This window comes from Methylophaga pinxianii (assembly GCF_020447225.1).
Lineage (GTDB): Bacteria > Pseudomonadota > Gammaproteobacteria > Nitrosococcales > Methylophagaceae > Methylophaga > Methylophaga pinxianii.
In genome coordinates this window covers 1-22,032 of record NZ_JAJAEO010000160.1, presented here as the reverse complement: position 1 = coordinate 22,032, position 22,032 = coordinate 1, and the positions used below count along the sequence as shown (strand labels likewise).

The 22,032-nt window shown below is 42.8% G+C and carries 19 protein-coding genes; 15 read left to right on the top strand and 4 right to left on the bottom strand.

Annotation, left to right across the window (positions count from 1 at the left end; all coding sequences use genetic code 11):
- Positions 1-24 precede the first annotated feature (24 nt).
- Positions 25-1,356, top strand: a complete 1,332-nt coding sequence (locus LGT40_RS05780) for an alginate export family protein (RefSeq protein WP_226072064.1) — start codon at positions 25-27, stop codon at positions 1,354-1,356.
- Positions 1,357-1,513: 157 nt separating this feature from the next.
- On the opposite strand, the gene LGT40_RS05775 is transcribed toward LGT40_RS05780, so the two are convergent.
- Both LGT40_RS05775 and LGT40_RS05770 read right to left on the bottom strand, forming a co-directional pair.
- Complete coding sequence (locus tag LGT40_RS05775) at positions 1,514-1,948, bottom strand: metallophosphoesterase (protein ID WP_226072056.1); 435 nt, start codon at positions 1,946-1,948, stop codon at positions 1,514-1,516.
- On the bottom strand, positions 1,941-2,201 hold the full coding sequence (locus tag LGT40_RS05770; protein WP_226072052.1) for a hypothetical protein: 261 nt from the start codon (positions 2,199-2,201) through the stop codon (positions 1,941-1,943). The genes LGT40_RS05775 and LGT40_RS05770 overlap by 8 nt, the downstream gene beginning before the upstream one ends.
- A gap of 112 nt (positions 2,202-2,313) precedes the next feature.
- Between LGT40_RS05770 and LGT40_RS05765 the strand changes: the two genes are divergently transcribed.
- From LGT40_RS05765 to LGT40_RS05755, 3 genes are all read left to right on the top strand, one after another.
- Complete coding sequence (locus LGT40_RS05765) at positions 2,314-5,724, top strand: TM0106 family RecB-like putative nuclease (protein WP_226072037.1); 3,411 nt, start codon at positions 2,314-2,316, stop codon at positions 5,722-5,724.
- Between the two features lie 33 nt (positions 5,725-5,757).
- Positions 5,758-6,474 carry a hypothetical protein gene (locus LGT40_RS05760; RefSeq protein WP_226072028.1) on the top strand — a complete coding sequence of 239 codons (717 nt, stop codon included), beginning with the start codon at positions 5,758-5,760 and terminating at the stop codon, positions 6,472-6,474.
- A 150-nt stretch (positions 6,475-6,624) separates the two neighbouring features.
- Positions 6,625-6,990, top strand: coding sequence for a hypothetical protein (locus LGT40_RS05755; RefSeq protein ID WP_226072024.1), 366 nt, complete (start codon positions 6,625-6,627; stop codon positions 6,988-6,990).
- Positions 6,991-7,069: 79 nt separating this feature from the next.
- Here LGT40_RS05755 and LGT40_RS05750 read toward each other — a convergent pair whose 3' ends face one another.
- Together LGT40_RS05750 and LGT40_RS05745 are read right to left on the bottom strand one after the other, a co-directional pair.
- On the bottom strand, positions 7,070-8,158 hold the full coding sequence (locus LGT40_RS05750; protein ID WP_226072022.1) for an ADP-ribosylglycohydrolase family protein: 1,089 nt from the start codon (positions 8,156-8,158) through the stop codon (positions 7,070-7,072).
- Between the two features lie 108 nt (positions 8,159-8,266).
- Entirely contained in the window at positions 8,267-8,644 is a 378-nt protein-coding gene (locus LGT40_RS05745; protein ID WP_226072005.1) for a hypothetical protein, read from the bottom strand.
- Between the two features lie 149 nt (positions 8,645-8,793).
- On the opposite strand from LGT40_RS05745, the gene LGT40_RS05740 reads away from it, so the two are divergent.
- The 11 genes from LGT40_RS05740 to LGT40_RS05690 form a co-directional block, all read left to right on the top strand.
- On the top strand, positions 8,794-9,123 hold the full coding sequence (locus LGT40_RS05740; protein WP_226071999.1) for a hypothetical protein: 330 nt from the start codon (positions 8,794-8,796) through the stop codon (positions 9,121-9,123).
- A 14-nt stretch (positions 9,124-9,137) separates the two neighbouring features.
- The gene (locus LGT40_RS05735; protein ID WP_226071994.1) at positions 9,138-10,133 is read left to right on the top strand and encodes a helix-turn-helix transcriptional regulator; all 996 of its coding nucleotides are present in this window, start codon (positions 9,138-9,140) and stop codon (positions 10,131-10,133) included.
- Between the two features lie 68 nt (positions 10,134-10,201).
- Positions 10,202-10,570, top strand: a complete 369-nt coding sequence (locus tag LGT40_RS05730; protein ID WP_226071985.1) for a hypothetical protein — start codon at positions 10,202-10,204, stop codon at positions 10,568-10,570.
- Positions 10,563-10,838, top strand: coding sequence for a hypothetical protein (locus LGT40_RS05725; RefSeq protein WP_226071976.1), 276 nt, complete (start codon positions 10,563-10,565; stop codon positions 10,836-10,838). The genes LGT40_RS05730 and LGT40_RS05725 overlap by 8 nt, the downstream gene beginning before the upstream one ends.
- A 17-nt stretch (positions 10,839-10,855) precedes the next feature.
- Complete coding sequence (locus LGT40_RS05720; protein ID WP_226071970.1) at positions 10,856-11,293, top strand: hypothetical protein; 438 nt, start codon at positions 10,856-10,858, stop codon at positions 11,291-11,293.
- A gap of 87 nt (positions 11,294-11,380) precedes the next feature.
- Positions 11,381-11,761, top strand: a complete 381-nt coding sequence (locus LGT40_RS05715) for a hypothetical protein (protein ID WP_226071964.1) — start codon at positions 11,381-11,383, stop codon at positions 11,759-11,761.
- 146 nt (positions 11,762-11,907) lie between these two features.
- A complete protein-coding gene (gene dpdE, locus LGT40_RS05710; protein ID WP_226071957.1) occupies positions 11,908-15,183 on the top strand; it encodes a protein DpdE in 3,276 nt (1,091 codons plus the stop codon).
- Complete coding sequence (gene dpdF, locus LGT40_RS05705) at positions 15,184-17,766, top strand: protein DpdF (RefSeq protein ID WP_226071952.1); 2,583 nt, start codon at positions 15,184-15,186, stop codon at positions 17,764-17,766.
- A complete protein-coding gene (dpdG, locus tag LGT40_RS05700; protein ID WP_226071948.1) occupies positions 17,763-18,635 on the top strand; it encodes a protein DpdG in 873 nt (290 codons plus the stop codon). The genes dpdF and dpdG overlap by 4 nt, the downstream gene beginning before the upstream one ends.
- Before the next feature lie 2 nt (positions 18,636-18,637).
- Entirely contained in the window at positions 18,638-21,721 is a 3,084-nt protein-coding gene (dpdH, locus tag LGT40_RS05695) for a protein DpdH (protein WP_226071945.1), read from the top strand.
- The coding region (locus LGT40_RS05690; protein ID WP_226343171.1) for a hypothetical protein at positions 21,718-22,032 on the top strand (315 nt) is incomplete at its 3' end. The genes dpdH and LGT40_RS05690, both read left to right, overlap by 4 nt.

Here is a 22,032-nt window from a genome sequence, read left to right as displayed (position 1 = left end):
TCAATTTCGTTGCATGCGTCCGCCATGGAATACTCACGACCCAGCTTCGAAAAATTCCGTTTTGATGAAAGCTATAATTATCGAAACGCCCCCGTCAGACCATCAAGCCTGTTCTACACAATTAAGCACATCCCATTAACGAGCAACAGGGAAAACTACCTTAATATTGGCGGTTCTATTCGCGAACGTTACGAATATACAAACGATCCAGTATTCGGTGATGTTACGCAAGATGAAGACGGCGTCTGGCTCCAGCGAGTCAATCTGCATGCCGATATGCAACTTGGAAGACATCTGCGTTTGTTTGGTGAGTTGACGAGTGCGCTGTCGGAAGGCCGAGCTAATGGACCAAGTCCAGTCGATGAAAACAGGCTGGATCTTCAGAATGCCTTTGCCGACTTTTCTTTTGGGCTAAACGAAAGTACTGATCTAACCATTCGTGCCGGCCGCCAGGAAATTGAGTTTGGATCAGGCCGTCTCGTGGATGTACGTGAGGGTACTAATGTTCGCAGAACCTTCGATGGTTTTCGAGGACTTTCGAACTTCCTAAATTGGGATGTCAGTGCTGTTGCTGTTCGGCCAAGGCGCGATAAAGCAGGGGTATTCGATGATGAAACCAATCACGATGAGAGCATGTGGGGTCTCTACACTGTTGGGCGGCCAGACTTTTTGCCTGAAGGCAGCGCCGATTTCTACTACCTTGGCTTTCGAGATGATATTGGCAGTTTTGTACAGGGTGTCAATAAAGAAACCCGGCACACGGTCGGTATGCGATTATGGGGTGCCGCGAGAGGCTGGGATTGGAACTGGGAAACCGTGTACCAGTTCGGGTCATTTGGTGATGATAAAATCAACGCCTGGACGCTTGCCAGCGACACGGGTTTTACCTTTTCAACCGCGCCTCTCCAACCACGTGTGGGACTTCGGGCAAACATTGCAAGTGGTGATAAAGATCCCACTGATTCAACCCTTCAGACCTTCAACCCGCTGTTTCCTCGTGGCAATTATTTCAGTCAAGCGGCTGTTTTAGGTCCACGCAATTTTTTTAATTTTAACCCACACTTGAACCTACAATTAACAGACAAATTATCCCTCAACACAGATGTTAATTTTTACTGGCGGCTCGAAAGGAACGACGGTGTATATAGTCCTTCAGGTCAAATCATTCGTGGGCCGGGCGACAGTAACGCCCGATATGTCGCCACAGGACTTTCGTTCGAACTTGCCTGGGCGCCTATAAACCACCTAGATTTTACTGTCATATACACGCACCTCCAGCCGGGTCCTTTTATTCGCCAGACCGGTGACAGCAAAGACATGGATTTTTTGGAAATAACCGCGCGATTTCGATTCTGAAAATTTTCAAGGGAAATGAGTTTTCATTGACCTAATCTGGTTTTAAATAGCTTGGACCTTTGTAGTTTGTGGTGTCCATTCAAACTTGAATAGCTCAATTCATTCACCGAGTGGTTCTAAAATTGAGGCCTACCATTTATTGGAAGTCCCATCAATGTCAGGGTCTTAAATTTGGGGGAAAGGTCAGGATAGGTCTAGATAAAGTGGCAATGTCCTTAAACCAGTTGATAAGTTCATTATGCAGCGCTGAGTATTCATAAACTTCGTCAAGAAATGCCTTATGCTGTAGGTAGGTCTTCTCATTGTGAGGCCTCAGATAAGTATCGTTGTTTGATGGATCTTTCGTTGCATAAGCAACAGCATTAAATTCATGGTTGCCCATGATGCTGTATGCATGATCATGCTCGATCATTGTTCTGGCAATGGCGCAGACCTCGACTTGATTGGGACCTCGGTCAATAAAATCGCCCAGAAAAATCACTTTCCGCTCAGGATGTGAGAAGTCATCACCGTTTTCAGTATAGCCAAGCTTGATCAAGAGCTTTCTTAGTGGCTGAGCATAGCCGTGAATATCACCAATCAAGTCATACATTTGCAGAACAACCTTTTGAACGAATGATTCTGGCCAGTTCATCGACATCAACTGACTTTGCCATTTCCTCATCGAATAATTGCATCACTGATAAGTAAATCGCACGCGATGGCATTAAACCTTGCTCGATATTTTTCACAATATGTTTAGCAACGAAATGATATTCATCAATGCAGTCGTTTTCCTGACAAGATGTTTGCATCGGATCGAGTTCATAAAGACACGCACTGATGGTTTGCCAGTCAAATGTCATCCTTGTCTCCTTCTGGTGATATATTGCCAAGGTTACAAGCTGATAGCGACATTGAATGTCGTCTTAGTGCGTTAGATTGTGCTTAACGTAGATCCCAAGGGGAGGGACACCCATGCAGACTATTGCAAATCAGTTGATTTTCTCACCAACCGATTTAACCATTTTTCAGGAAAGTCCGTTTGCCTCATGGATGGACAGGCTGAGTCTCGAAAGCCCGGAAGCTGCACCCCAAAGAGATCCTAAAGATCCGCTATTACAAAAGCTTGCTGAAAAAGGCTATGCCCATGAGGATGCGACTGAGAAAGCTTTTGAAACAGCTGGTCTCACATTAAAACGAATGGCGCGGGGTAGCACGATTGAAGAGACTTTGTCTGCCATGCAGGCAGGTTTTGATGTCATTGCCCAGGCAAAACTTGAACTTGGGGCATTTGCCGGATTCACGGATTTTCTCATCAAGGTGCCTGGGGTAAGTCAATTAGGTGACTTTTATTATGAGATCTGGGACACCAAACTCTCACGCTCACTCAAGCCAACGTACCCAATTCAACTATGTTGTTATGCTGAAATGCTCGCCAACCTTCAGGGTGTGCTGCCAGAAAAGCTCACCATTGTGCTGGGCGATGGCAAAAAAATGCCTCTGGTGACACGTGAACACTTCGCCTTTTATAGCAACTTAAAACAGCGGTTTTTGGCGTTTCACGAGGCGTTTGATCACAGTCAACTACCCGATCCGGCGGACTCGAAATCATGGGGCAACTGGTCACAATATGCTGAGAGCATTTTGCTCGAACAAGATCATCTATTTCAGGTAGCCACCATCACCCGGGCACAAATAAAAAAGCTCAATGCAGCGGGCATCATCACCATGAAAGCGCTTGCAGAAAGCGAATTGACATACGTTAAAGGAATTTCACCTGACGTTCTAAAACGCTTGATAGGCCAGGCTGCGATCCAGATAGAAAGTAGAGGCCAATATAAACCTGCCTATCGTTTGCTTGAGCATCATAAAGCGGCTCGAAAAGGTTTAACGTTATTACCGCCACACTCAGACAATGATGTGTTTTTCGATATTGAAGGCTATCCGTTAATCGCCGGTGGCCTCGAATACTTATGGGGCGCTACATACTTTGACAAAGGCAAACGTGTTTTCAGAGATTTCTGGGCACATAATGCTACATCAGAAAAAGCGGCTCTAATGGCCTTTATAAATTGGGTCTATGAGCGTTGGCAGGCTGATCCGGGTATGCATATCTATCATTACGCAAGTTATGAAATCACGGCTTGCCGCAAACTCATGGGGCGTTATGGCGTTTGTGAACATGAAGTAGACGAATTACTTCGTAACGAAGTGTTCGTTGATTTGTATAAAGTCGTCAAAGGCGCGATTTTGCTTGGAGAACCGCGTTATTCGATTAAAAATGTCGAACATCTCTATCGTGGCAAACGCGAAACCGATGTCGGTAACGGTGGTGAGTCAGTCGTCGTCTATGACGAATGGCGAAACCTGTTTTTGGCAGGAGAAGAAACTGGCCGGTGGCAAGACAGTGAGGTTTTAACAGCCATTCGTGATTACAACATCGATGATTGTGATTCGACGCAAGAATTGGTGGCTTGGCTCAGAACACTTCAAACAGACAATAACATTGAATACCTCGCGCCTAAGGACCGTGAAGAAAAAACGCCTGATGAATCAAAACTAGAGGTCGAAAAACTGCGTAACACCTTGCTGGCACAAGCAGAAAAACTTAAAAGTGAATCAGCACCGGATGCACAATTTTTTGAAAACCTCGCCTGGTGGCTAGAGTTTCATCGACGCGAAAACAAACCGGTTTACTGGCGGATGTTTGATAGGCTCAGTCAAAATGATGAGGCGCTCTTCGATGATGCTGATTGTATCGCCTTATGTCAGCGCTCTGCAGATGAACCCTTCAAACCTACTCCAAAAGCCCGGATCCTCGCTTATCCGTTTAATTTCGATACCGAGCAGCCACTTAAAGGTCTTGCCAGCCAATACTTTGTCCAAGGTATGCACGATGATAAGGGAATGGCACTACGCGTTAAAGCGGTATTGGATCATTCTGAAGCAGGTGAGGGCACCATCAGCTTGCAATTAAAATCTGACGACCTGCCTGCAACGATGAACCTCATACCAGATGAAATCGTCCCGGCAGGTGTTATTGAGCGAGCTTTGCAAAAAGTCATTAAAGACATTGCTCAGCATCAAGTATCGCCGTATCAGGCCATCATGGCGTTTTTAAAACGTGAGAAACCACGTTTCAAGCCTGTTATTGACGGGCCCATTATCAAAAGCACGACGCCGGAGGCGCGTCTTAGCGAAATCATCCAAATCGTTCATGACCTTGATAACAGTTATCTGGTCATTCAAGGGCCGCCCGGCACTGGCAAGTCTTTCACGGGAGCAAGAATTATTGCGAGTCTGCTGGAGAAAGGCTGTCGCATTGGCATATGCAGTAACAGCCATAAAGCAATTCTGAACCTACTAAAAGGCGCCGCCAAAGTTTGCCAAACCCAGAAAATTTCAGCGACTTTTGCTTGCAGTAAGGCTGAAGGCGAAGAAAAATTACTTGATGCGCTAGGTGTGCAAGTAATAGACAACGCTAAGCTTGCTGAACAAATTAATAGTCCCTGTTTAATTGGCACCACGGCATGGGGATTTAGCCGTGATGATTTTGAGGGACAGTTTGATTATCTCTTTATTGATGAGGCTGGCCAGGTATCCGTTGCAAACCTGATTGCCATGAGTAGAAGTGCACGAAATCTCATCTTAATGGGCGATCAGATGCAACTTGGCCAGCCTACGCAAGCGACCCATCCGGCAGATAGCGGCATGTCTATTCTTGATTATCTTTTGCATGAGACGCCGACCATACCCGCAGATAAAGGCATTTTTTTAGGAACGACTTTTCGTATGCATCCTGCGGTAAATCAATTTATCAGTGAGCATATCTATGAGGGGAAATTAGAAGCTGCGGCGATTACTTCAAGCCGGCAGGTACTAGTGCCGGCAGACTATGAGGGCGCTTTGAATAAATCTGCTGGAATAATCTTTGTTCCAGTGCCTCATGAGGGTAATACCCAATCGGCAGAGGAAGAGGTCGAAAAAATCACTGAAATACGACGTGAATTATTAGGCAGATTTCTGACAGACGAGCCTGATTCAGTGAGGGCTATTACTGACGCTGACATTCTCTATGTCGCCCCTTATAACCATCAGGTTAGCCTGCTTAGAAAAGCACTGGGGCCAAACGCTAAAGTGGGCAGCGTTGATAAGTTTCAAGGACAGGAAGCACCTATTGTAATAATCAGTATGTGCAGCAGCCAGGCTGATGACTCACCAAGAGGTCTCGACTTCATATTTGATAAAAACCGTCTGAATGTTGCTGTTTCAAGAGCGCAATGTCTGGCCATTGTTGTAGCAAGCCCAACACTGACTCATGCAAGTGTTAATCATGTTGAACAGATGGCCAAGATAAACTTAGTGGCTGCTTTGATGCAGTCTTAATCTACTAACTCTTTTTGTCCGGAAACGCAGACTATGTCTGAAAAGAAAGTAAGATTAGAAAGGTGTTTATTGAACGGCAGTTCCGCTGTTGCACTGCGTGACCGTCTGATAAGTGATGCCAGCGAATTTGCAAATAAAGTTGACGAAAGAGCCTTTCACGACAAGCCTGGGTTACACATCAGTTATCAAGCATTTTTACGTTTCTTTGAGGAAAAACAGCCGCTCACGCTTGATGACTTTATAATCGCAGTCCAATTTACCTACGGTTGGATGCCCACTATCAACGATATGCATGGCGACCCTCAGCGCGCTTTTGAGGCTTTTCAGCAGTTGATTGTTGATGGCTTTGATTTACATAAGAAAGACCTCAAAACACAAAGCCTTTTACTAGCACTCATTCCAGCCACCAACAACAGCCTGGTTGGTGCGTCCAAGTTGTTACATTTTGCTAGGCCGCATCGATATGCCATATGGGATAGCCAAGTGTTTAAATATTTCTACCCTGAAGCCACGATGCACAGTAATAAGCTGAGTCAGTTAGACCGTTACTTGCAGTACCACCAAATACTCGGAATGCTCAGCGATGATAGCGAGTGTCAGCAAGCTATAGCGGATATTCGATTTTGCCTGTTGAAGTTATTGCCTTACCAATATCAACAAGCGGCTAAATTTACAGACCTTCGCTGCTTGGAATTTATTATGTATTTCACGGCCAGTCGCAAAACGAAGTCCCAAAACTCTCCAGGCTAAGAACAGAAAAAAGCCGAAATATTATGCTCGGCCGAAGTTTAAAATCACACTTCATTGCTTTTGAGTATTAGTTTAAATACAATTGAACTGCGCCGATTTATCTATCTACTTGCAGGCGCTTAATAAATATCGCTAAAGGAGTAATGCACTATGACAATCTCAATTGATCGTCACGATTTATTTGCGTGGCAAAAACATCACAGCCTATCTTATAGAGAAGCAGCACGTATTATTGGTATTAGCGGGCTTTTCTATACAAACATTATTAATGGCGACGAGCCGCTAACAGAATCAATCGCCCGGACAGTTGCCCTCTATACACTAGCTAAGTATATCGGCAATGAATACCAGCGTCAGTTCATTAAAACGTTTGGGAAAAAGCCACAAGGGCCGCTTTCAAATGCTATTTTTGCACAGGTTTTTTCTGGCAGGTTTCTCAAAAATGGTATCGGCATCCCTAAAGGTCCAGAGCCATTCCAAGTTGATCTTTCCTCATTGGCTAAGTTAAGGACTTAGCATTTAGCCTATATCTACGGGAAAGATATTATGTTGCCAACTGTTTGTCGTGTTTCTAGCACTGCTGAAATCATAAAGTTCATAGTGGATATTTGAGGGCCAGGGGACTTTGTAGATGTAATATGTTTTCTGGCCAGCTCGGATATTCAAACAGATCTGTTGACATCATATCGATGACATCCCGAAGCTCTAGGCTATCAAGCCATCGTTTCGGTATAACTGCTAAGCCATGAATGGCTCCCATAATATTGCCGGTAATGGCACCTGTTGAGTCAGAGTCGCCATCATGATTTACAGCCATGATGATGGCTTCTTCAAATGTTGTGGCTTTTAAGCAGCAATAAAGTGCTATCGCTAAAGCTTCTTCTGCGATCCAGCCTTCGCCTAGCATTTCTATGGCCTCAATTATCGTATGTGTTTCTTGTGCCAACCCAATAGCTGCTTCGGCAGCGGTTAATGTTTCTTCATGTTCGTCAAAAGCAATAAGGTAATCACAACTTTTTTGAATAGCTGCCTCAAGTGATTGACCGTCTAACAAAAGCTTAATCAGCAATGCCAGGAATCCAGCGGTCAGGATCCCTGTTGGGTGACCATGCGTTAATGCAGCACAATTATTGCCCAGCTCAAAGGTGTCTTTATTATTCATACCAGCATGATTGTAAGCGAATAAACCCACTGGTGCGGCACGCATAACGCCGCCACAACCTTTGCTGTCGTTGTTTGCTGGCATATCGAAGGACTGCATAGCAATCAATGCAGAAAGACAAGTGTTTCCGGGGGCACGACGATGATGCAAGTCTTGCTGTTGCATCAACCAGCTTGGGTTTTCGTTATCGTGTGCATCCATAGTGATCGCACTAGAAATCTTTTGTGTTAGAAGCCACCGTTGATAAGCTCGCCCAATGGCTAGCGTTAAATTATCGTTACCGGATTGAATAGTATGAATTTGCCCAGCTAAAAGTCCTTCAGCGGTGAATAACGTCATTTGGGTATCGTCAGTTATTTTGCCAAGGCCGCCATAGGCATATGCATAATCAGTGATACCAGGTTCACCAAGAGCACTAATAATGTCTTGTCTCGTTTTGAACTCAACAGCACCGCCCAATGCATCTCCAACGGCACCACCAATGAGACAACCACGAAATTTATCAAGTTGATTGAGATTCATTTTCTAGATCCCATGGGATGGTTCCCCTGACTAGGGGATCCAGATTACTTACGGCAAGAATAAACAAGGTGCAGCAATATTTGTTGTACCTTGTTTATCAATCACCGCTTATTGGTTTACCTTGGCAATGGGCACCACAAAGCTTGCCGGATATTCACGGTGTTTGTCAGTAATGGCATCGACAATACCCAAATCCAGGAAAACAGCACTGGCAACAATTTTGCCGCCCATCGTGCTATCAATAGCACCATTAGCAAAACGACCGTCTTCGGTTTCGCAGCGATATTTCAATGCATCATCTGATCGACGTATTTGTGTGGTGGACGGCATATTAATGTCCCACATGCCCCGTTTGTTTTCGAGGGTGCAACGGCCATTACTCCCATCACTAAAAGACATAGCAACCGGTACGGTTGGATCGTTGGTTAAGGTTGCACAGCCACTTACTAAAGTTAATGTAAAAAATGCCAGAAGTGTTTTTTTCATATGATTTCCTTATCGGAGTTATGAGAGTCAAAAATGGTTAAATAGCATTAAATATTTGCTATCCCCAATACCATTCTCGTGCTTGACGCGACAAAGGGTGTCGTAACGCGATAGTATTTTTCCAAAAACCAGTAATTGAGGACGTGAGCATGGGTGATAACGACTTAGCCAGTGACGTTATGCGTGAACGTTTTCAGGCAGAACTCACAAAGCTTCTCAAACAGTTTTACGAAGATTTAAAGCTGCATGAGCGTAAAAATGCTGTATTAAAAAACCGAATTGAAGGATTTATGCTGGCCGGTACTCGTTTGGCGCTAGCTGAGGAAGATGAGCTGCATGACACCATGGAGAAAGCGCATAGAGCAGTGTTTGGTGTAAGTATCAGCGAGCGGCGATTAAAAGAAGTGAAGGGTGAAAGCGAACAAATTGATTGGCAATATTACGATAAGCCCATCACACAACGTCGACCTAAAAATTAACCAAGGAGGGTGTCATGGCTGATACCGCTATTCGATATATCAGCATGCTGCAATTGATCCCGCGTCATCCACGTAGCATTTCAACAACCGCTTTGCAGGCAGCATTAGCTGATCAGGGCTTTGATATAAATGTTCGCAGTATCCAACGTGATCTAGAAAAGCTCTCGGCATTTTTCCCATTAATTGCCGATGAGTCGGTCAAACCCTATGCCTGGTCATTTGACGCCCAAGCAGCTGCACAGATATTTCCGATGCTCGATATGCCGGCAGCAGTCACTTTTGAACTGGCAAGAGCCTACTTGACACCGGTATTGCCACCCAAAGTTTTGTCTCACATCGAGCCGCATTTCAAAGAGGCGCAAACAGTCCTTAAACGTAATGGTAGTGCACTTGCACACTGGCCGGAAAAAATCCGGGTTATTGCCAGAGGCCTTGAAAGCCAACGACCAATACTAGATGCCGCTATTCTTGAAGCTGTTACCCAAGCATTACTAAATAATCAGAAATGTGAAATGGTCTATCAGGCAAGGCGATGGCCAGCGCCTGAGACCATTACATTAAACCCATTAGGACTGGTATTCAGAGAGCCGAATACTTACTTAATCGCGTTAATTGATGGACGTGATAACGTCAGACAACTGCCACTTCATCGTATGCAACAGGTTAAAGTGTTACCGGAATTAGTTGATGTCCCTGCGGGCTTTAACCTTGATGATTTTATTTCTCAGGGGGAGATGCATGTCTTGCACTCAGACAAGCCTGTAGAGCTAGTTTTGCAATGTGATAAGCCCGAGTTAAGTCATTTACTCGCATCGCCGATTGGACAAAACCAGGAAATCATTGAAGAGACTGATAAAGGCTTTACGCTAAGAGTGACGCTTGCCGATTCTAAAGATTTACGCTGGTGGTTACTGGCACAGGCAGCCCACATCACAATCCAATCACCGGATTGGTTGAGAGCAGAAGTTTTGGCGCAAACAAAGATTGCGTTGAAAAGATTGTCAGAATAATTTTATACGACATTATTTGTCGCACCTACAATAAATACTGATACTCACAGAATAAAGGGAGTTCAGTTATGCAGCAGGCTTCGAGCAATAAAGTCCAGCTTTTTGACAGTTTCAGTCCATACCTTTATGTCGATACTGGTCTGAGGCTTACAGCGGGTGATAACGCGCAACATTATTTACATTTTCCACCACAGTTTCAGCTGCTGCGAATAAGTGAACAGCTGTGTCAGATTTTTGAACAGATCCAGAGCCACATGCAAATAACACATGGCCAGTTAGCTGACCGCTATATTCGACGTTATTTCTTTGTCTTCGATAAAAGTGTCGCGTTGGAAATAACACCATCCGGGCAGATTGTGGCCACACATGAAGATTTTGACCTAAGCAGATTAAATTCCACTGATGATTCCAGAGAACAGGTTAGTTCGTATGTCTGATTTTAATGATCTGCCAGTTGATCCCGATACGAAAATATTGTCGCAAGCAGACGTCGAAATAAATGGCTATCAAGCAATACTGCAAAAGTGGCGCTGGGATGGCATCACAGCGCATAGCCTAATTTTAAAGTCTGCAGAGGTCAGCCACCTCAATGATAAGCAGTTAAAAAGTATGGTTTCAAGCTCAAACTTTGACGGCCGGCTTGACAGCAAAACGGTTAGCCGAAAAGGGACATACACTTTCATTAATTTTAACTTTAAATACTGAGCTTGTAGGTTTTCCTTATGTTGAGAATTAAAGTCGCGACGTTACTTTACGTTTGCCCGCTATTGGCTTTATCACTATTCTCGATAAGTGCACTGGATGTGTCAGCACAAACTAGGTGTAATACCGACAGTTTTAACAACACCACATGCCGCTCATCGGATGGCACCATATTGAGAGGTCGTACAGATAGCTTTGGTAATGAGACCTGGCGGGACAACAACGGTAATACGTATAGAGGCCGCGCGGATTCGTTTGGCAACAAATCCTACCGGGATAACCAAGGCAACACCTGGCGGGGACGCACTGATAGTTTTGGCAATGAAACGTACCGTGATAATACTGGCAACATCATTCGCGGCACTACCGACTCTTTTGGTAATAAAACCTATCGGGATAGCCAGGGAAATGTGACTAGATGCAATACGGATTCTTTTGGAAATCAGACCTGTAGGTGAGCTGTTGTATTTAATTCGAAACAGTCAGGGGTTCAAAAAAGGTTCAAGTGTGATAAAAATCACAATATCTAGACTGAGAGGGACCTCATGTATACATTCGAAAATCTCAAATCAGTTCCCCGCCAACATCGTGAGCATTTTCCGGTGAACTTGAATCTCCGAGTGCATCGGGCGCTCAGCTGGTTAAAATATGCCGAAGCTGAAAAGAATGATCCAGACGCGCAATTCATCTTTCTGTCGATTGCTTTTAATGCTCCTTATGCCATTAAATATGCACAGCGCCGCTTGTTTTCCGAGCAAAAACAATTTCTAGAATTTATCGGCAACTTACTGCAATTTGATTCTGTGAAACAACTACAAACTTTAGTCTGGCAGCAATACACGGTCCCGATACGCATACTTTTGCATAACCCGTTTGTGTTTGAACCATTCTGGTCATATCAGAATGGGCCTATTACCGAAGATTAGTGGCAGACTAATTTTCATGTAGCCAATAGTGCTGCTAATAAAAACTTTGCACAGACGGATACAAAAAAATTTAGCGATTGTGTTTAACTGGATATGTGTATATCAAATTTAAACCTGAATCAACTTCATAAATGGAGATTCCTAAAGTGAATGGATTTGCCAAAGTGAATGGCCATGCACTATCAAAACTTGGAGTAGGAAAAATCATTGATGTTGACGATGGCTTGGCAACGATTTCTTGGTTTGATTCACCTGTAACAGAAAACTTTATTGAGTCAATTGAACTCGAATATTTAAAGCCAGTTCTTCTTGAGCGACAAACTCGTGTCTATTGGCTTGATCTAAAAGAAAATACCTGGAGAGTTGGCAGAGTACTCGATGCGGATGATTCCCGAGCCTTAATTAGGTTCGCGAATTTTGTTGATATTGCCTTAAATCTAGTAGAGGTTGAAGTTCGATGGGACAGGGCAATTGAGGAACCCAGTGCGTTCCTTTCGGCTCAGATCAATGAATCTCCCCAATTTTCAGAAGCCAGAGCGGCTTTCAAAGGTTCCATGATTAGACAAAGAGCAGCATGTACAGGAATGTCTGCTCTAATCTCTTCAATTATTGATCTTGAGCAACACCAGTATGAGGTTGTGAAAAGAGTCCTACAGGATCCCATACAAAGATATTTATTGGCTGATGAGGTAGGTCTTGGAAAGACGATTGAAGCTGGTGTTCTGATCCGCCAATTTGTTTTGGATGATCCCAGAGGACACAACATCTTGGTTATTTGTCCACGGACACTTGTAGTTCAGTGGCGAAGAGAACTCCGAAAACGTTTTTTATTGGAACATTTCATTGATGATTCAGTAAATGTTTTAGCTATGGATGCTGAACCTAATGAGTTATTAGAAGCCATAACAAAAGCTCAAATGCTTGTCATTGATGAAGCACATCACCTTAGTCAAGATCCATCACTTTATTCAAAGCTAAGAGAAGCGGTTATTTCAGTACCAAGACTTCTACTTTTGTCTGCAACACCTGTTCTGCACAATGAGCGTGGATTTCTCGAGATGCTTCATCTACTGGATCCACGTGTTTACAAACTAGAGGATGAAGATTCATTTCGTGAACGGATACAGAACAGACAAATTCTCGCTGAGTGTGTAGCTGGATTGCTTCCAGAAAATTTATTCATGATAGAGGAATTCATCGACCTACTAGAGACGCGATTTCCTAAGGACAGTTTGCTAAAGCAGCATACTAAGAATCTCTCAGAAATCGTTCTAGATTTGCCCGACAAATCGGATCCAGACTACTGCGAGGCACTGAGAGTGCTGAGGGCCCATTTAACTGAGACATACAGACTTGACAGAAGAATTCTTCGGAATCGACGAAGAGATTTACCATTTCTAACACCTGTGAGAGATGGTTTGGTTCGTGTTGAATATTCTTCTTCTGCCGAGACTGATTTAATTCAAGCTATAGAGAATTGGAGAAACTCAATTGAGGTTTTCATGTACAGTTCCTCAGATGAGGTTACAGATTCCAAAGCAAAATTTTTGTCAGAAATCATGGAAGCTTACTTCTCGGATGCTGGATTAATAACGCGACTTGTTCAGGCAAGAATAGAGGATACTTCAGTTCATCAAGAAGATGATTCAGAGTTAACAGCACTTCGAGGGATCATTGATGCTGCAGATAAATTAATACACGAAAATCAACGACTCAATACTCTGGTTTCACTGGTTGAAGTGATTTTGAGTGAGAACAAGAAAGTAGTAATTTTTTGTTCATCGGCCGATATGGCAAACAGCATCAGAGCAGCCCTAGAGAGTGAGTTGAAATCCCCTGTTGACCGACACACGCAGCATCAAGACCTGGACGATGATGATTTTACCCAAGCTTGGGAGTTATTTTTAACTGAAGAATCTCATAACGTTCTCATATGTGACGCACTATCAGAAGAAGGTCTAAACCTTCAAGGAGGGTCTAAAGTTATAATCCATTATGACTTGCCTTTAGATCCAAATCGTATAGAACAAAGAATTGGTCGTGTTGATCGCTACGGTAGTGGGGATGCAATCAAGTCATATGCTTTCTCTTGTAAAGATGACCCATATATCAATGTCTGGCTCAATTATCTTGAAAATGGCCTCAAGCTTTTTTCAAGGTCAGTAGCAAGTCTGCAATATGTCGTAGATGAACAGATTAATAACCTTAGAAAAACAGTCTTTACTGACGGTATTGATGCTTTTAATTGGTTACAAGAGCAAACCAGTGGTTCTGATGGGGTCGCAGAAAAAGAACTGAAACGAATAGATGAGCAAGACGCGCTCGATTCTCTGACAATTGATGACGAGAGTGAGTTATTCGAGGCTCTAACTGATGTAGATAGTGATTGGTGTTCTATTTCAAATGCACTCCAAGAGTGGGTTGTAGAAATACTAAATACGGGAGTGGAATCTCTTAAAACTCCTGGTAACAATGTCCAATTTGGATTTGATTGTTTTCGTCTAGCATTTTCGTATAAGCACCATGGCAGAGAAAGCCTCATTCCCTTAAAAAAAATACTTATTGATCTGCTGCAAATTCTTGATGTTGATGCTCCCGGAGCAAACTCTAAACTGTTGAAAACAGTTTGGTATACATGTCGAAGAACAACAGCAATAGGTGAGTCTTCACCAGAAGAAGGTGTTCGTTTAGTTCGATGGGGGGATGAGTTTGTTGACAGCATTGATGCCCTGACTGACCTCGATGATAGAGGTAGAGTTGCTGCTGTATGGCGTCAAAATTCAAATTACAAACCCCACACTAACTGCCCAGCAGATTTATATCTTCGCTTTGACTTTATCGTTGAGGCAGATGTCGAGTCAGTTCTCAATGGATTTGAAAACTTTTCAAAAAGCGAACTTCATCCGGCTTTATCTAGACGAGGTGATATGGTTTTCCCCCCATTCTATAAAAGAGTCTGGTTGGATGAACAAATGTCAATTGTTGATAATCATGAACTGATAATGATGTTAGAGGCGCCATATCAGAAAGTAGCAAACGAAACTGGCTATAAAGATTGGAATCTCAACAGTGAAAGATGGCAGTTACTTAGAGCTAAGAACTTATCAGTCATGGAAGTTTGGAATGAGTGGGTAGCTGAAGCAAGAGTTGCAGCACAGGCAATTTTAATTGATGAAACTGACTTAATCCAAACTTGTGAACTAGCTGTAAGAAAGGCCGCAATTAATGACCAAATTATGTTCTCCCAACTTGAGTCTAGGCTGGAATATTCTGAAGGTGGGGCTTCCGATAATTTGATGTCAATTATTCAAACTGAGAGAAAAATTGCTGAAGCACTACATAAATCAGTCCAGAGTCCTAAAATCACATTATCAACTGTCACCGCGTTATTCATTTCTTCAGAACCGTTCACGGAGATTTAAGTGGAGGATTCGAATCTTACCTCTTTCAGGAGAGCTTTACTCGATTGGCCAAATATTCATTTTCCCGAGCCTAGTAAAGATACTCATAATGTTTTAAAACGCTTAGAACAAATCTTAGAGGTTGATCGTCGAATAGGGAGATTGACAAGTTACCCAGATACTATAGTTCTCATACGGCAACTTCTGTTTTTGATGTCAAAAGAATCTTCGAATCAAATTCTGGTTGTACCACTCCTAGAAGGATGGCCTCAAAAAGCAGACTGGGAAAAATTTGGCGTCACCGTTGTAGCATCATCGCCTACTACTGCTCACCTTGAGGTAAAAGCCTGGAAGCCAAGCTGGCTAGGCAATGTGGAGTCATTTGATGTAGATGTCTTTAATGATGAACACAGAGAATTCAATGTTAGGCGTGAGATGCTTGTATCAATGGATCCGTTCCTTGATGAAGCCACTGGCTTTGGAAATTATCTGAGCCCTGGTCAACGTGCAGCTGTGATAAGTACTTTACTGATGCCTTCCGAGGATACATTGATTGTCAATCTTCCTACAGGCTCAGGAAAAACATTACTCGCACAAGCACCCACTGTTCTCTGGGGCTTTGATTCCGGATTAACTCTGGTTGTTGTTCCTACTAATACGTTAGCACTGGATCTTGAAAGACGTACACAAGAATTGTTTAAGAACAGAAATGAGGGCTGGCAGGTTCATGAACTTGCCTGGCTATCAAGTAGAGATGAATCGGTTCGAATGTCAATCAAGCAACGAATAAGAACTGGTTCTCAGGGAATACTATTTGCCTCGCCAGAGTCAATATGTGGTTCATTACTCCCATCACTTTATTCTGCTGCAGAGAAAGGGCTAATTTCATATTTTATGGTTGATGAAGCTCATTTAATTGCACAATGGGGTGATGAATTTAGGCCCGCATTTCAGCAGTTGTCAGGGCTCAGACATGGACTTTTAAAAGCATCTCCAGCAACTGGTTTTAAAACTGTCTTGTTATCTGCAACATTCAGTCCTCAAATTATAAAAACACTAAGGTCACTATTTGGACCACCTGAAAAAATTCAAATGGTTTCAGCAATTCACCTCCGCCCAGAGCCACGATATTTAAGCTATGAAGCTAGAGATGAACAGGAAAAAGAACAACGAATTGAGGAGTTGATAAATTTTGTTCCTAGACCATTCATTCTTTACACAACAAAAGTTATTGATGCCAAGAGATGGTTTCAACGATTACGCCAACTTGGTTTCAATCGTTTAGCTTGCATCCACGGAGGAACAGCAGATATTGAGCGAGAGAGCATAATCAATGATTGGGTAGATGATCAAATTGATGGGGTTATTGCCACATCTGCTTTTGGTGTTGGGATGGACAAGGCCAACGTTCGCACTGTAATTCATGCGACTGTTCCAGAGACGTTAGATAGGTTCTATCAGGAGGTTGGCCGAGGGGGGCGAGATGGACTCGCTTGCTTGTCTCTGACCATATTTGATTCTCAGGACATAAAGTCTGCTAAGGGTATGACCGTGCCAACGCTTATTGGTGATGAAAAAGGATATGAGCGGTGGAGTTCGATGTATCGCAATGCTGAAAAAAGTCAAGAAAGTGACGATGTTCGAATACTCGATTTGACAAGGCCACCGGCAGGTTTATTACAACACTCTGATTATAATCGCGAATGGAATATGCGGACCTTAATCATGCTTGCACGTGCCAACTTGATACAGTTGGAGGCAGTAAAGCCAATATCACTTAAACGATTAGAGTCTGAAACAGAAGAAGATTTCGAATCCAGATCTAATGTGGAGTATGAGAAATTATTTACTCAAATTAACGTCCGAATTATTGAGCCAAAGTTAATGGACAGGACATTTTTTGAGGAACGACTCAATCTTGAACGCGAGCGAACCATAGTGCCTGCCAAAAAGGCTTTTCAAGAAATGATGGAATCGCTTGAAGGCAAAAAAGAGATGTCTGAGACGTTAGTAGGACTTTTTTCAGACACCAATGTAATTGTCTCACCAGTATGTCGAGGCTGCCCTCAAAGTCAAGGAAGGCCGCATGAAGATAGTTTGATATATCAAACGCCCATTGGCGTTGGGATTTCCAGACCAAGGGTTCCGAACCTATCAGGGTGGAAAGCCATTTTTCCAAATCTTGACCCCTCTTTCGTATCTGTGCTGTGTCCACCAGATACATCCAGTATTCAAATTTTTAATGCCTTGAAGGCATCAGTATCAGTTATTGGTGTGCAAGAGTTAGTTCTGCCAAGAACACTTAGAGATTCCGAACCAAAAATTGATCAACTACATAAGTTTGCACCCAAAGGTCTGCTATTGATGAATCAGTTAGAGGACCTGGTGGGCAATCTCAGCACAATCCCAGTTCCAAGAGCTACGGTTCTTGACCTTAATTCTGAAAGTCGGATCCCTGATGCATTTTTTTTAATGGACCTGCCACTGCATCTTGTTTTCATGTCGGAAAATATTCTCGACCCCCGACATCCATCTCGACTTCTGCGTGATACAGATATGAATTACATCAAACTGGACGAATTTTTACGGAAAGTAAGACAATGACAATTCTAAATATTGCCAGTGATGGCATCTATAATATTTTAATCGTGCTTCACAAAGTGGTTTCGATACATGGGCCAATTCATAAAGATAAGTTGGTAGAGCTATGCAAACCGTCAGACGTGGGCGATGTTACAAAAATCAAACAGACTATATTTCGCTGGACTCAGCTTGGACTGTTCATAGAGTCTAAAGACGGAGAGTTAAGCCTAAAAAAAGACGATAAAGACCCAGAACAGCTTACTAAAAAGTGCAGGCGTATCTTATTCAGTTCATCAAATAATGAAAACTTTTGGGATAACGAGGGAACGAAGGCTGCTGATTTCACGAGAGCTTTAGCTTTCATTTTGTCACAAGATATATACGCCTCAAAATTTGATAATCATGCGGATGTCCAGAATTTAGAGGAACAATTGATCAGAGATACTGATCAGAGAATCTTGCAAAATAATACAAGATGGAATGGCTTTCTTCATTGGGCTTCTTACTTAGGTTTTTTGTCAGAAGACAAGAGACGATGGCCCGATCCTACAGTGGCTGTGGCAGAAGAGTTACCAGAACTTTTTGGAAAAGATGTGGAATTGCCATGCAATGAATTTTTAAGCAGATTAAAAGAGCGTATACCCGTTTTAGACGGCGGTGAATACAGGGTTTCTTTGGAGAGCAGGCTAGACAGTGCTAAATGGCAGCATTCATCTAATTCAAAACAATTATCCACATCATTGTCTAGGGCTATTTGGAGACTTTCACGTCCTGGAGGGCCTATAAGGTTAGAAGCTAGGTCTGATTCAATCTCTTCATTAATCCTTCAAGGGGCGAGTGGTAGAGAATGGGCAAACTTTAGTCATGTTGTTGCCAGCAAGGGAGTGTAGACATGCCGTTAATCAATTATTGGCCAAAGCGCGATGAGATTAACCGATGTATTAAGACACAAGCTGAATCAGCCTCTGATGCAGTTCTATTGGCAGTTCATCAACCTACTTCATTGATTCGACGTGCAGAGGGCAGTCAAGCAGAGTCTGAGGCTTCTGAAGTTGACTTGCTCGATACCTTTTTGAGTAATGACCTTCCAGAGGGGACTCTCATAATGCCAATTATGGGGCCATCTGGTTCTGGGAAGTCACACTTGATACGTTGGCTCGCAGCACAGCTTGGAAGGGATCCAAGATCCAACCACATGCATGTACTTCGTATTCCCAAATACGCAAGTTTGAGGGATGTGGTGAGTCTGATACTTGAGCCGCTTGCAGATGATTCAAAGTTTGCTGAGGTTCGTGCCTCATTGGACAGGGCAATTGCTGAGGTTAACCCTGGTGAGGCAGCAGTTAGTTTTTCAGGTGCACTGGAAATTTCACTAAAGAGGCTCAAGAAAAAGCTTGTTGAAGAAATCAAAAATTCATCAGGTGATGAGAGAAAGCGTCTACTGTCCAGAGCAAGGCATGCTGAAGGTCTTCCTGGTCTGTTTAATGATAGCTCGATACGCGAACATATAACTTCCAATGTTCTGGGGCCAATAATTTCTAGGGCTGTGAATGGTGGAATTGATAACCAATCCCTTGGCGATGAATTCTTACCACAATTCAAAGCTGATGATCTGATTATTCCTGATGGCCTCAGAGGTAAGCTAGGCGAGGCCGCGAGAGAGGTTCAATACTATTACCAGACTGCCCTTAACACGGGAGATGGTCATGGAAGAGAAATCGCGGTAGAAGTACTAAATGATGTAATAGATGAGGCTGTCCAGCAGGTATTCCAAATTGGACAAGCAACAGGTGGTATTACACTTGAATCGATCATCCTAAGGGTTAGAGAAGTTTTATTTCATCAAGAGCGTGAATTAGTTCTACTTGTGGAAGACTTTGCCGCCTTATCCGGTATTCAACAAACATTACTCAATGTTTGCATACAAGAAGCTGACCGCGATGGTGAGAAAATTCGCGCCCCAATGCGAACTGCCTTGGCTTTAACTGATGGTTATCTTGTAGGTCGTGAAACAATTGCCACGAGGGCAAAGCAAGAATGGATAATCCAGCCCATAAAAGGTGAAGAAAGAGTCGTTGAACGAACACTAGATTTGGTTGGCGCATACCTTAATGCGGCCAGGTGGGGTGAGGATGTACTCAAAGAAAAATATGTTCGACATTCTTCTAGTGAAGACATTAATTTAACGAACTGGATAGATAATTACTATTGTGAAAATCTGAGTCCAGAGGACTCAGATTTACTGGGAAGTTTTGGAGCAACTAAAAATGATATTTCCTTATTTCCATACAACCATGAGGCAGTTGAGGGCTTAGTTAAAAGACACCTTAAAATTGACGGTGAGCTGAGATTCAATCCTAGGCGTGTAATTAACACAATCATTAGAGATGTATTGCTATCTGGAAGAGACGATTTTATTCAAGGCAAATTTCCCTCTCCCGGCTTTGAGGAGGCACACGCTTCTGCAGAGATCAGGAGTAGGTTAACTGATGCAGGATTTTCTGAAACAGAAAAACAAAGATATGAGGCCGTTTTGTATTACTGGGGTGGGGATCCGGTTTCGGATGTTCAGGTTGCAGCAATACCAGAACAATTATTTTTAGCTTTTGGCCTTAAAAGACCGGAGATATTTGGAAAGCAGATACCAAAGCGTAGAAAAGAAATACAACCAACAACCACAGTAGTTGCCCCCAAACCAGAATCTGAGTTAATCGATTCAGTTGAGATAGAAAAGTGGCGTAAGATTCTCCATGAATGGTCTGCTGGAAGTGTTTTGCAACAGACGGAAGCAAACAAGCTAAGGCAAATTTTAAGACCCCTCTTAATAAAAGCTATTCCCTGGAATAGCTTACGCCTCAGTAAGTTTGAATTTACTATCCTTCTTACGATACCAAATGCTCAAGGGAATGATGCGGCAGCAAAGTACAAGTTACCAATAGCCGATGATTTCAAGGACCCTAGTGGCGACTTGCAGCAAACGTTACTAGGTGCAATTAGAATGGAAAATGCTAATTGGGATTTAGACTACTTAGGGGCAGAAGAGGACAGTGCCAGGTTAGCAAACCTAATTCAACGACTTGTGTCGGTATTTATTAGAGATCTTGAATCTGAGAGAGATAGTGATGTAAAAGTTTTATCGTGGATCCTTTACAGACAAGCTCTGATACTCGGTGCTACAGAAAGAAAGCGTATGTCCTCATACGAAACACGTATCAATTCAATCAGAAATCAGTCAGAAAATTTAATTTTAGATTCCAATGATGAATCACGCTGGAATAATCTTCGTGCAGAGGCTAATCAGTTAAGAGCTAACTTTCAGAATAAGCTCTGGGCAAGGGTTGGCTGTTATCAGGGGGATACTGGCAGAACTTTATTTGCTATAGATCCAACCTTGATTAACATTCCAGATGAAATTCAGCCGACTAAAATATTTGACGAAATAGAGAGAAAACACCTTTCTCAATTAAAGCCAACCTTTTTAACGCCGACTGTAAGAGATTTTCACAAAAAGTTACAAGTTCTATTTGCGCAAGTTTCAGAACTTTTGGGTGAGGACTTAGATAAGAACGCTTTGCTCTCAAGTTTAAGTGAAATGCTGGATTCTCTAGAGCCTATAGGAGTATGGCCGGGTCAATTAAGACGAGGTGAAGTTAAAAAATCTATGGAGCAATTTAGAAATTCTGATCTTAAAAAACAATTGGATTTAGTAGAGCCACTTCTTCATTCAGAAGAAGTCGACCTGACTGCTGAAGATACACTCAAGAGGCTGGGGGGGCTGAATATTTCAGTTATTGAGCAAGCAGGTAGCTTCTTAAAGGATATTGAAACTTTTGCTGGAGCAATCGAACAAGAGATCGAAGTTCGTGAGCGTGAATTACAAAGTGTTACCCCTGAATTGGATGCAGAGAAACTGTCTCGAAGAATGGATGAAATTGAACGTGACCTAAATTATTTAGCTCAGGAAGGTGTTTCATGAGCCTTATTGAACATTTAAGAGAACTATCTGAAAGGGCCAACAAACTGGCTTTGTCAGATGATAGAAAATCTGAAAGCAGAAATCTAACACCCTTACTGAGCGATGCAGACTTTCTTTCTCAGGAGTTGAGTCAAGAAATCGAACAATTACGACTACTTCGTGACCAAGGACTAAAGATCAATACATCCGGCATACCATCAGACACTATCAGATCGCTTGAGAAACTTAAAAGTCGGTTTTCGAAATCCCAGCGAGCTCAGGAATTGACAAAAGGTAAAGACTGGACTGCATTTAAAGAAGGGCTAAAAAAA